This window comes from Arthrobacter sp. TMN-49 (assembly GCF_054511095.1).
Genome location: NZ_JBTNDH010000058.1, coordinates 1 through 12374 on the forward strand (window position 1 = coordinate 1; position 12374 = coordinate 12374).

Annotated in this window: 11 protein-coding genes; all 11 read left to right on the plus strand. The window is 62.1% G+C overall.

Going from position 1 to position 12374, the window contains the following annotated elements:
* Positions 1-169 precede the first annotated feature (169 nt).
* Positions 170-958 carry an alpha/beta fold hydrolase gene (locus tag ACX80E_RS16765; RefSeq protein ID WP_459303204.1) on the plus strand — a complete coding sequence of 263 codons (789 nt, stop codon included), beginning with the start codon at positions 170-172 and terminating at the stop codon, positions 956-958.
* Positions 959-1052: 94 nt separating this feature from the next.
* Positions 1053-1958 carry a 4-hydroxy-tetrahydrodipicolinate synthase gene (gene dapA, locus ACX80E_RS16770; RefSeq protein WP_459303205.1) on the plus strand — a complete coding sequence of 302 codons (906 nt, stop codon included), beginning with the start codon at positions 1053-1055 and terminating at the stop codon, positions 1956-1958.
* A gap of 2 nt (positions 1959-1960) precedes the next feature.
* Positions 1961-3652, plus strand: coding sequence for a ribonuclease J (locus ACX80E_RS16775; protein ID WP_459303206.1), 1692 nt, complete (start codon positions 1961-1963; stop codon positions 3650-3652).
* A gap of 214 nt (positions 3653-3866) precedes the next feature.
* Entirely contained in the window at positions 3867-6737 is a 2871-nt protein-coding gene (locus ACX80E_RS16780; protein WP_459303207.1) for a DNA translocase FtsK, read from the plus strand.
* A gap of 58 nt (positions 6738-6795) precedes the next feature.
* The gene (gene pgsA / locus ACX80E_RS16785; RefSeq protein ID WP_459303208.1) at positions 6796-7395 is read left to right on the plus strand and encodes a CDP-diacylglycerol--glycerol-3-phosphate 3-phosphatidyltransferase; all 600 of its coding nucleotides are present in this window, start codon (positions 6796-6798) and stop codon (positions 7393-7395) included.
* Entirely contained in the window at positions 7392-7886 is a 495-nt protein-coding gene (locus ACX80E_RS16790; RefSeq protein WP_459303209.1) for a CinA family protein, read from the plus strand. Before pgsA ends, ACX80E_RS16790 begins: the two co-directional genes overlap by 4 nt.
* A 146-nt stretch (positions 7887-8032) precedes the next feature.
* Positions 8033-8473, plus strand: a complete 441-nt coding sequence (locus tag ACX80E_RS16795; RefSeq protein WP_459303210.1) for a helix-turn-helix domain-containing protein — start codon at positions 8033-8035, stop codon at positions 8471-8473.
* 282 nt (positions 8474-8755) lie between these two features.
* A complete protein-coding gene (locus ACX80E_RS16800; protein WP_459303211.1) occupies positions 8756-8977 on the plus strand; it encodes a DUF3046 domain-containing protein in 222 nt (73 codons plus the stop codon).
* 323 nt (positions 8978-9300) lie between these two features.
* Positions 9301-10353: a recombinase RecA gene (gene recA / locus ACX80E_RS16805; protein ID WP_459303213.1), complete on the plus strand. Its 1053-nt coding sequence runs from the start codon at positions 9301-9303 to the stop codon at positions 10351-10353.
* Positions 10354-10362: 9 nt separating this feature from the next.
* Positions 10363-10890 carry a regulatory protein RecX gene (locus tag ACX80E_RS16810; protein ID WP_459303214.1) on the plus strand — a complete coding sequence of 176 codons (528 nt, stop codon included), beginning with the start codon at positions 10363-10365 and terminating at the stop codon, positions 10888-10890.
* A gap of 86 nt (positions 10891-10976) precedes the next feature.
* A complete protein-coding gene (locus ACX80E_RS16815) occupies positions 10977-12266 on the plus strand; it encodes an aggregation-promoting factor C-terminal-like domain-containing protein (RefSeq protein ID WP_459303215.1) in 1290 nt (429 codons plus the stop codon).
* Positions 12267-12374 lie beyond the last annotated feature (108 nt).

Here is a 12374-nt window from a genome sequence, read left to right on the forward strand (position 1 = left end):
CAACGCACGCCCCCGCAAGTCACTCGGCTGGAAAACACCAGCCGAAGTATTCCGTGATCTACTGATACCAAGCTAACCACCCAGTGTTGCAACCACCCCTAAAATTCAAGTGCTGCTGCAATAACTGCTACACAGATTGTTAGGCACCGAAGCTCGAGGGAAGGAAGCCATGCCTGTTATACGGAACCCGCACGACGGCGTGGAACTCGCCTACACAGTGGCAGGGGACGGCCAGCCCATCCTGCTGGTCCACGGCAGTGCCCTGAGCAAGGCGATTTGGCGTGGATTTGGCTACACCTTGGCCCTGCGTGAACACTTCCAAGTCATCGCCATGGACCTGCGCGGGCACGGCCTCAGCGGCAAACCCAGCACGCCGGCCGCCTACGCGATGGACACCCTGGTTGCCGATGCGCTGGCAGTGCTGGATGCCGCCGGGGCGCCACGGGCCCACTACGGCGGCTATTCGGTGGGTGCCCGGCTCGGCTTCGCCCTGGCCGTCGCCGCCCCGGAGCGCCTGCTGTCCCTGACCACCTTGGCCGGGACGTTCCGCATCCAGCCCGGCAGTATTGGCCAGCTTTTCTTCCCCGAGTACGACGACGCCCTCCGCTCAGGCGGCATGCCCGCCTTCGTGGCTGGTTGGGAAGCACGCCTGGGTCGGCCGCTCGACACCCAAACCCGCGCAGCCTTCCTGGCCAATGACGCCCCGGCCCTGCAAGCGTATTTCCGCGCGACGGAGGCCGATGAGGCCGTCCCGGAGCACTGCATCGCAGCCATAGCTGTTCCCGCCCTGCTCATGGCCGGCACGGCCGATGCCGCCCGCGTGGCGGATTCGCGCCGGGCAGCCGAGCTCATGCCCCAGGCCCGCTTTGTTGCATTGCCCGGCCGCAACCACGGCAACACACTGATCCCCGCCCAGCCAGTTCTGGATGAATGGTTGCCCTTCCTGCGCTCGTGCTGACCGTCAGTTGCGGAGGATCATTCTCTAGGTTTCCGCGCGGCGACTCGTGGGCAGCGTTGAACAAAAGCGCCCACTTGCGGGTAACGTTTTAGCTATGTCTGTCTCTGAGATCTCCCAGCGCCCTTTCGGAACTTTGGTGCCCGCCATGGTCACCCCCTTCACCGCCGACGGGGCAGTGGACTACAAGGCAGCCGGGGAACTCGCCAACAAGCTTGTTGACGACGGCTGCGACGGCATCCTTGTCACGGGTACCACTGGCGAAACCTCCACCCTGACAGATGAAGAAAACCTTGGCATGTTCCAGGCCGTCATTGACGCCGTCGGGCACCGCGCCCGGGTTATTGCCGGCACCGGCACCAATGACACCCGCCACTCCGTCAGCCTGTCCCGGCGCGCCGCCAAACTGGACATTGACGGCCTGCTCATTGTCACCCCGTACTACAACAAGCCCTCACAAGCCGGCATCGCTGCCCACTTTGAGGCCATTGCCAACGCCACCGAGCTGCCCGTGATGCTGTATGACATTCCCGGCCGTTCCGGGGTGCCCATCCACACCGAAACCATCATCCGGCTGGCCGACCACCCGCGCATCACAGCACTCAAGGACGCCAAGGCGGACTTCACCGAAACCAGCCGTGTCCTGGCCAACACGGACCTCGATGTTTACTCGGGCGACGACGGACTGACGCTGCCGCTGATGGCTGCCGGCGCCGTCGGACTTGTCAGCGTCAGTGCCCACATTGCCCCGCAACAGTTTAGGGCGCTCATTGACGCCGCCGCCGCGGGGGACTTTGCCACCGCGCGTCGGATCCATTTTGAGCTGGACCCGGTCATCCGGGCCACCATGGGTCATGTGCAGGGCGCCGTGGCTGTCAAACAAATTCTTAAGTGGCGGGGAATCCTGTCCAACTCGGTTGTCCGGCTGCCGCTGGTGGAACCGGACGACGCCGAGATCGCCATGATCAAAGCTGACCTTGCGGAAGCTGGAATGGAAGTTTAGCGATGACCCAAATGACTGAGCCCGGGCTGCGAACCCCGCCCACACTGGAGCCGGATACGCTGCGGATTGTTCCATTGGGCGGCATCGGCGAAATTGGCCGCAACATGACAGTCTTTGAAATAGACGGCAAACTGCTCATTGTTGACTGTGGTGTGCTCTTCCCCGAGGAGGACCAGCCCGGCGTTGACGTGATTTTGCCTGATTTCTCCTACATCGAAGATCGTCTTGACGATGTTGTTGGCGTGGTGCTCACCCATGGTCACGAGGACCACATTGGCGCCGTCCCATACTTGTTGCGCCTGCGCAAGGACATCCCGCTGATCGGTTCGCAGCTGACGCTGGCACTCATTGAGGCGAAGCTCGCTGAGCACAGGATCAAGCCCTGGTCCTTGACCGTCAAGGAAGAGCAAGTGGAACAGCTGGGCCCGTTCCAGTGTGAGTTTGTTGCCGTCAACCACTCCATCCCCGACGCGTTGGCCGTGTTCATCCGCACCAAGGGCGGCTCCGTGCTGCATACGGGCGACTTTAAGATGGACCAGCTGCCCCTGGACGGACGCATCACGGACTTGCGCCACTTTGCCCGTTTAGGTGAAGAGGGCGTTGACTTGTTCCTGGTTGACTCCACCAACGCCGACGTGCCCGGCTTCACCACCAGTGAGGCCGAGATTGGGCCAACCCTTGAGGCGTTGTTTGGCAAGGCCAACAAACGCATCATCGTGGCCAGCTTCTCCTCGCACGTGCACCGGGTCCAGCAAGTTCTCAATGCTGCCGTGGTGCACGACCGCAAGGTGGCCTTCGTGGGCCGCTCCATGGTGCGCAACATGGCGATCGCCGCCAAGCTGGGCTACCTGCACGTGCCAGCGGACGTGTTGGTGGACCTGAAGAACGTGGATAACTTGCCGGATAACAAGGTTGTCCTGATGTCCACAGGGTCCCAGGGTGAGCCGATGGCTGCGCTGTCCCGCATGGCCAGTGGTGATCACAAGATTGCCGTAGGCAAGGGCGACACAGTCATCTTGGCTTCTTCGCTCATCCCGGGCAATGAGAACGCAGTGTTCCGGATCATCAACGGGCTCCTGAAACTCGGTGCCGACGTCATCCACAAGGGGACGGCGAAGGTTCATGTTTCCGGCCACGCGGCCGCCGGTGAATTGCTGTACTGCTACAACATCTTGACGCCCAAAAACGTCATGCCCGTGCACGGCGAAACCCGTCACCTCATCGCCAACGCCAACATCGCCATCGCCTCAGGCGTGCCGGCGGAGAACGTGTTGCTCACAGATGACGGTTCAGTCATCGATTTGGCCAACGGTGTTGCCACGATCGTGGGCCAGGTCGAATGCGGTTTCGTCTACGTGGACGGTCACAGTGTTGGTGAGATCACCGATGCTGATTTGAAGGACCGCCGGGTGCTGGGCGATGAAGGATTCATTTCCATCATCACCGTGGTGAACAGGGCCACCGGAAAGATTGTCACAGGTCCGGACATTCACGCCCGCGGTGTTGCCGAGGACGATTCTGTCTTCGATGACATCAAACCCAAGATTGCTGCGGCACTCGAGGAAGCTGTCATGGCCAGCACCGATCACACCACCCACCAGCTCCAACAGGTGGTGCGCCGGGTGATTGGCACGTGGGTCAACCGCAAACTGCGCCGCCGCCCCATGATCATCCCGGTCGTCCTGGAGGCGTAACCCCGTCCCCACCCCTTCCGAAGCGCACCCCTTCCGAAGCTCCCGTCCGAACTGACCCGCAGAAAACGCCGAAAATCCTCGATTTCGAGGACATTTTCGGCGTTTTCTGCGGGTCAGTTCGGGGTGGGGGCGGGCGCCGGCTATGTTTGCCACCACGACTGCTTGAGACGCCAAATCCGCGCAGTCTCGCGCTGTGGGCGGTACCGTAGGGTATATGGCGAATCGTTCTTCCCCCGCCCGTTCCTCCGCCGGTCAGAAGGGTGGCGCTGCTTCGCGCGCCCCAAAGACCACAAAGATGCCGGTGCCGCGCAGCAAACAACCCGCTCCCGAGCCGGAGACCCACCTGATTTGGCCTGTGCGGATGGCGGTAGCATTCTGGCAGGGTTTGGGCCATGTGATTGGTGGCGCCATCCGCCGCATGGGCACCGACATGAGCCAGATTCCCTCGCAGGAACGTCGCGACGGTTCGGGTCTGTTGTTCATTGGGCTGGCAACAGTCATCGCCACCTTCACCTGGTGGGGCCTGTCGGGGCCGCTGGCCAACGGCATGCACGGAGTCTTCGCCGGCACCTTTGGCTGGTTCGCCGCCATGCTGCCGCCCATGTTCTTGATTTTCGCCATTCTGGTGTTTCGGCAGCCCACCAATGTGCGTGCCAACAACAGGGTTGCCGTGGGTTTTGGCATCATGACGATCGCCGGCTGCGCCCTCGCCCACGTGGCGGGCGGGAGCCCCAGCATCGAAGAAGGCTTCAACGGCATCAGCGCAGCCGGTGGCATGATCGGCATGATCGCCGGCGGCCCCGTCGCCCTGATCAGCCCCGTCCTGGCCGTCATCCTGTACTCCATCCTGGCCTTCACCAGCCTGCTCATCCTCACCAGAACCCCGCTGCTCCGCATCCCGTCACGCCTGCGCTGGGTGTACGAACAGCTGGTGGGTGTGCACCCGGGCGGTGAGGAAGCCTCCGACGGCCACGACCAGAGCTACCTGTACGCCGACGAGACACCCGAGAAGGCCAAGAAGCCGCGGGGACTGCGTGGCCGCATGAAGGCGGCCCAGGAGGCGGAGTTTGAGGACGTGCTGGGCACCGAAGCGTTCGAAACGCCGCTGGTAGACGCGGACGACGACGAAACTTCGGATTCGACGTCGGCCGCCCCGTCCGTCCGTCCCGGCGTCCGGCGGCCTACCCGCGACCAGCTGGCAGCGGACAAGATCAAGGCCCGCCAGGGACTGCCCACCACGACGGACGTCTTTGACGTCCAGCAGGTCAACAGCGGCGAGGCAGTCACCGCCGCCATTGGCATTGTGGGGGCCAACGCGCTTCAAGCCGGCGGCAGAGCAGCCATGGGCGCCATTCCGGCCGCGCCCATGGCCCCGCCGACGCCCATTCCTGCGCGGTCCGAGCAGCTCCAGCTCTCCGGCGACGTCACCTACACGCTGCCGGACTCCGAGTTCCTGCCGGCGGGTCCTCCCAGCAAGGAGGCCACCGAAGCCAACGACTCCGTGGTGGCCGCACTGACGGACACCCTGCAGCAATTCAACGTGGACGCGGCCGTCACGGGATTCAGCCGCGGCCCCACAGTGACCCGCTACGAGATTGAGCTGGCCCCCGGCACCAAGGTTGAGCGCGTCACCGCGTTGAGCAAGAACATCTCCTACGCCGTGGCGTCCTCGGATGTGCGCATCCTGAGCCCCATCCCGGGCAAGAGCGCCATCGGTATTGAGATTCCCAACGCCGACAAGGAAATTGTGGTGTTGGGCGATGTGCTCCGCTCGGCGAACGCCCGACGCACCGAACACCCCATGGTCATGGGCGTGGGCAAGGACGTGGAGGGCGGCTTTGTGGTGGCCAACCTGGCCAAGATGCCGCACCTTCTGGTGGCCGGTGCCACGGGAGCCGGCAAGTCATCGTTTGTGAACTCCATGATTGTTTCCATCTTGATGCGCTCAACCCCAGATGAAGTCCGCATGGTCATGGTGGACCCCAAGCGTGTGGAATTGACCGCGTATGAGGGTGTGCCGCACCTGATCACCCCCATCATCACCAACCCGAAAAAGGCTGCTGAAGCCTTGCAGTGGGTAGTGCGCGAAATGGACCAGCGCTATGACGACCTGGCCAACTACGGTTTCAAGCATATCGACGAGTTCAACAAGGCTGTCAAGGCAGGGAAGGTGCACCCGCCGGTCGACTCCAAGCGTATTGTGCGTCCCTACCCGTACCTTTTGGTCATTGTTGACGAGCTCGCAGATTTGATGATGGTTGCCCCCCGCGATGTGGAAGATTCCATTGTGCGCATCACCCAGTTGGCGCGTGCTGCAGGCATCCACCTAGTGCTGGCCACCCAGCGCCCCTCGGTGGATGTTGTGACGGGCCTGATCAAGGCCAATGTGCCCTCCCGCATGGCGTTCGCCACCTCCTCCGTGACGGACTCCCGCGTGGTCCTGGACCAGCCCGGGGCCGAGAAACTGCTGGGCCAAGGTGACGCCCTGTTCCTGCCCATGGGCCAGTCCAAGCCCATCCGTGTCCAGGGCGCCTGGGTCACGGAGGCGGAAATCAAGCGCGTGGTTGACCACGTCAAGGGTCAGCTCAAGGCCACGTATCGCGAGGATGTGGCCGTCGAGGCGCCCAAGAAGGTCATTGAGGACGACATCGGTGATGACATGGACGTGCTGTTGCAAGCCACCGAGCTGGTGGTGACAACACAGTTCGGCTCAACGTCCATGCTCCAGCGCAAGCTGCGGGTGGGCTTCGCCAAGGCTGGGCGGCTCATGGACTTGCTGGAGTCGCGCGGGGTGGTGGGGCCCTCTGAGGGTTCCAAGGCCCGTGACGTCTTGGTCAAGCCCGATGACTTGGCCGTCACGCTCGCCGCCATCCGCGGCGACGATCAGCCGGGCGGGTCCGACGTCGAACGTCCCGTGGATCCCATGGCTGCGGCGCTGGCCGAGAACGCCAATGCCAACCACAGTTGGGGCGAGGACCTGGTGGCTGCTGACTTGGAGAACCGCCCGCAAGCCACCGAATACGACGACGGTGCCGACAACGACGACGAGGACGGCGAAGACGCATGGTCATTGACTGGACGGTAGAGGCCGGGCCATTCGAGGCGAATGTTCCCGCAGGGGCCTTAGCGGTTAGCCTTGCACAGTGAATGAAACGGTGGCGACTAGCCCTTCGAACTGGAATCTGCCCAACGCCTTGACGCTGTTGCGTATTGTGTTGGTGCCCTTCTTCATCTGGGCCTTCGTGGCCGACGGCGGCGACTACGGGCCCCTGCGCTGGCTGGCGGTCGCCCTCTTTGTCGTGGCGATCTACACTGACAAGCTCGACGGCGACATCGCCCGGGCGCGCGGGCTCATCACCAGCTTCGGCAAGATCGCTGACCCCATCGCCGACAAACTGCTGATCGGTTCGGCCTTGATCCTGCTGTCCGCCGTGGGGGAGCTGTGGTGGTGGGTCACCATGGTAATGCTGGTGCGTGAGGTTGGTATTACGGTGCTGCGCTTTGTGGTGATCCGGTACGGTGTGATGGCCGCCTCCAAGGGCGGAAAACTAAAGACAGTGATGCAGACGGTTGCCATCGTCGTGTACCTCCTGCCAGTGACACCCGCACACAGCTGGTTGAGCGTGATTGCCCTGGTCATCATGCTGGCGGCACTTGCTGTCACGGTGGTGACGGGCGTTGACTATGTGGTGAAGGCGTGGCAGTTACGCAACGCAGGCCGCAGCCGGGATGTGTCGAAATGATGGCTGAAGCGTCCCTGGCTGAGCTGGTGAGTGCAGCCGTGGCGGCGAATATCACCGTGGCCACGGCCGAATCGTTAACAGGTGGCATGGTGGCGGCAACGCTGGTCCAGGTCCCGGGAGCCTCGGGCATGCTCCAAGGCGGGGTGATTGCCTACCAAAATGTGATTAAGGAGCGGCTGCTGGGGGTTCCGGCAGACTTGCTGGAAGCCCGCGGCGCTGTCGACCCGGACGTGGCGTGCGCCATGGCGTTGGGCGTGTGCGGTGCGGCCGGGGCCCGGGTGGGTATTTCCACCACGGGGGTTGCCGGCCCCGACTCCCAGCACGGCAAGGCTGTGGGACATGTATTCATCGGCGTGGCGTTCGACGGTGAGGCGCAATCCTACGAATATCATTTTGCCGGGGACCGGGAAATGATCAGAACCCAAGCCACGCAGGAGGCTATTTCCCTGCTGGAACAAGTTGTCAAGGCTGCCGGGGAACAAAAGTTGTGACCAGATAGTTAGTCATAGTGAACGCAAAGTGCTCCCATCCGCTTTAGGATGGGAACACCAAGTGGGCACCTCGCCCCTTCCGGCCAACGCCGGGAGATGTGAACCCAATGACCTGTAGTGAATGATCTAGGAGTAAGGCGATACCCATGGTGAAGCAACCCGTATCCGTAAACGGCGTAGTGCGCTGGCGGGATGTGGGTTTGGTAGACGAGAAACCGCATCAGCAGAAGGAGCGCAAAATGGTGGTACTACGCCACGAAATTGGCGATGTTCTTCGAGATGTACGTCAACGCCAAGGCCGCACTCTGCGCGAAGTCTCACACAATGCGCGCGTCTCACTGGGCTACTTGAGTGAAGTGGAACGTGGACAAAAGGAAGCATCTTCCGAGCTTTTGTCCTCCATCTGCTCAGCCCTTGAAGTACCGTTGTCAATCATGCTCCGCGAAGTGAGCGACCGTTTGGCCATTGCCGAAGGCGTGGCCGTCCCGGACACTGTTCCCCAGGAATTCTCAGCCCGCTACGGCAGAGACCTGAACCAGGAACTCTCCGAGGAATTGAACAAGGGCTTGGTGTCCAACTCCTACTAAAGGTGACCGTAACTCGGTGTCACTGCTGAGCCGCCCGTTTTTTCTTGACAGCGGGCGGCGTCAACGAACTGGATCCCACACTAGGTGGGGTCCAGTTTTCTGTGCCCGAAAAGAATCCCGGGCACGGAACGACGCTAGCCGGCGGAGGTCAACTCAATCTGCCCGTTCACCGACGGGTTCCCCGCGCCTACGCTTTGGAAAGCTCCCTCAGGCGCGCAGTCGAGGCGCGGGGTCAGGGGGAGGCTCGTCTGCCCGGCCCGGCAACCATGCGAGAATGGGGGAGTGCGAGTAAGCGAGTTTTGGCGATTGATGGATGAGGAATTCAGCCCCTCATATTCACGGGTTTTGGCTCGGGATCTGGTGCTCAGCGGCGTGGGCGACAATACCGCCGCGGCGGCTCTTCGTGCCGGGTTTGACCCACGGGACATTTGGCTGGAGGTTTGCAAAATACAGGACGTCCCGCCGTCGCGGTGGCTGGGACGCGACATTGCACCCAGGGACTGACGATGCGGCCGCGGCGACGACACACTGTGACAATGTTCGAATATCTATTCGAGTTGTTCTATACTGTGTTTAGTGCTCCGAGCTGTGCGGTCGAAAAAAGTTCTCCACAATTTTCGGTACTGGGCGGCGCAGGGACAGACAATGTCAGTGCCTTGAACTAGCGTTTTAAGTAACGGAACGCCCGCAGGGCCGCTCCGCCAGCACGGCGTCGGGAAACCGGCCACAATTGTACGAGCAATGCATCAGACCACTAACCGTGCACTGCGCCAACCGCGTAGGTGCATGGAGCCGGAAACGGCACAAAGGAAAGACCGAGGTGAATCATGGCCGCTCCCGCAGACCGTGAAAAAGCACTTGCAGCAGCACTTGCCCAGATCGACAAGCAGTTCGGCAAGGGCTCAGTCATGCGTTTGGGCGATGACGTTCGCGCGCCCATTGAAGTGATCCCCACCGGGTCCATCGCCTTGGATGTGGCTCTCGGAATAGGTGGCCTGCCCCGTGGCCGCGTGGTGGAGATCTACGGACCGGAATCCTCCGGTAAGACCACGCTGGCCTTGCACGCTGTTGCCAGTGCCCAGAAGCTCGGCGGTATTGCCGCGTTCATTGACGCCGAGCACGCACTGGACCCGGACTATGCCGCGAAGCTGGGCGTCGACGTTGACGCCCTCTTGGTGTCCCAGCCGGACACCGGAGAGCAGGCGCTGGAGATCATGGACATGCTCATTGGCTCAGGCTCCCTGGATGTCATTGTCATTGACTCCGTCGCCGCGCTGGTGCCCCGGGCCGAAATTGAAGGCGACATGGGCGACAGCCACGTGGGCCTGCAGGCCCGCCTGATGAGTCAGGCTCTGCGTAAGATTACCGGCCGGTTGAGCCAGACCAAGACAACTGCCATTTTCATCAACCAGTTGCGTGAAAAAATCGGCGTCTTCTTCGGCAGCCCCGAAACGACCACAGGTGGTAAGGCGCTGAAGTTCTACGCCTCCATCCGCATCGATGTTCGCCGCATCCAAACCCTGAAGGAAGGTGCCGACGCCGTCGGTAACCGCACCAAGGCCAAGGTCGTGAAGAACAAGATGGCCCCGCCCTTCAAAATTGCCGAATTCGACATCATCTATGGTGTGGGTATTTCGCGTGAAGGCGGAATCATTGACATGGGGGTTGAGCACGGCATCATCCGCAAGTCCGGTTCCTGGTACACCTACGACGGTGACCAGCTGGGCCAGGGAATGGAGAACTCCAGGCGTTTCTTGAAGGACAACCCTGAGCTCGCCGACGAGCTGGAGCGGCTAATCAAGGCCAAACTGGGTGTGGGTGTCAGTGCCGAGGCGCCAGCGGACTCGACACCTAAGCTCAAGGCAGTTGACGGCTTCTAGGGGAGCCTCATGAACAACGCCCGTCGCGTGCCGGAACTAGACCCCGACGCCAATCCGGCATCGGAGGCTAGGGCCATCGTGCTTCGTCACTTGGCTCATTCGGCCAAGAGCCGCTTCCAGCTCAGCCAGAAGCTTGCCGAACGCCACATCCCGGCGGATGTGGCGGAGGCGGTGCTGGACAGATTTGTTGAGGTCAAGCTCATCGACGATGCCGAATTCGCCATGCTGTGGGTGCGCAGCAGATCAACGCACAAGTCCCTGTCCCGGAACGCGCTGCAACGCGAATTAGCGGAGAAGGGCATAGCCGAGGACCTGGCGCAGCAGGCCCTTGAGCAGATTGATCCCGACACCGAGCGCAGACAGGCCAAGGAACTCGTCAGGGGCAAACTCAAGGGATCCGTGGACCTCAGTGAACGCATGGAGCGGGATAAGTACACGCGCCGTTGGGTTGCCATGCTGGCACGGAAAGGGTTTAGTCCCTCCCTTGCCTTTCAGATAATTGCCGAGGTCATCGAGGAGAACCGTCCCGGCGACTGACTTTAGGCGTGTCGTGCGGGCGCGGAAAGTCTCCGTTGAGTCCCGATGCCCGCACCAAACGCCCGCACCGGCTATGCTAGCGGCATATGAGTAAGAACCTGCTCCGAGTTCCTCGCTTCCTGGCCCTCACCGTGACGGCCAGTTTCTTGCTGTTTTCAGCCGTCACGGCGTTGCCGGCACGGGCCGACGACGCCCCGCCCGGCGGTTTTCCGAGCTGGAGCGATGTTGAAAAGGCCAAGGGCAACGCCGCGGCTACGGCCACCGAGGTGGCCAAGATTTCGCAGCTGCTGGACGGGCTGGAAAGCCAGGCCGGTGATCTTGGCACGGCAGCCGTCAAAGCTGGCGCAGATTTTGCGCTCACCCAGCGGAAACTTGATGCGGCCACCGTCGATGTTGGCATCCTCAGTGAGCAGGCCAGACGTGCCGCGGCGGAGGCGGCAAAGTATAAGAAAGACGCCGTGGCCGTGGCCGTGCAAAGCTACAAGAGCGGCGGGGCTGGCCTTGGCCTAGCCGCCACCATTGCAGCCCTTGAATCCGCCGAGTCCCTCAACGGCATGGACCTGATGCAGTTGGTGGGGGAGCAGGCTGCGCTGAAACAAATCCGGGCCACGGAATCCGCGGCAGCGGCATCAGCCCTTGAGGCAACACGTCAGAGCGCCCAAGATGCGCAACGCCAACTAACATCGGCGGCCGAAAAATCCCGCGATGCGGCTGTGGCTGCACAGAGCGCGGTGACACAGCAGCTCGATGCCAAGAAGACCCAAAGCGCCACCCTCATTTCGCAGTTGGCCACACTGAACAACACCACGGCCGCAACGGAGAAAGAGCACCGTGACGGCCAGGATGCACTAGCCGCCTACAACACGGCTCAGACAGCCAAACAGGAGGCGGCGGCGGAGGCGGCCCGACGGGCTGCCGCTCAACAACCGCGACCGGTTGCCCCCAACCCGGCCCCAAATCCGGGGGTGGTGAACCCCGCCCCCAACCCGGCTGTCCCCGTCACACCTGTGGATCCGGATCCGGTTCCCGATGACGTGTTGGTGCCCAACCTTCCCGGCGGTGCCGTGAATGACCCGGCGGGAGCACAGGCCTATGCCTCCTCGCGCCTGGGTAGCTATGGTTGGGCGTCAAGCCAGTTCCAATGCCTGGTGCAACTGTGGGAGCGCGAATCCAATTGGCGCACCAACGCCACCAACCCCTATAGCGGGGCTTACGGCATTGCCCAGTCGCTGCCGCCCAGCAAGTATGCCTCCGCAGGGCCCGACTGGCTGACCAACTATAGGACACAGATCAACTGGGGCTTGGGCTATATCAAGGACCGCTACGGCTCGCCCTGTGGCGCCTGGAACCATTCCGAATTAGTGGGCTGGTACTAAGGGCTCGCTGATTATTTGGTTGGTGTGTCTCGTGTTTTAGGGTGTAGTTCCATTCGGGGTGCCATTCGGGCCTGTTGAGGGTGTCTGTTGATCATTCTTCTGGACTCC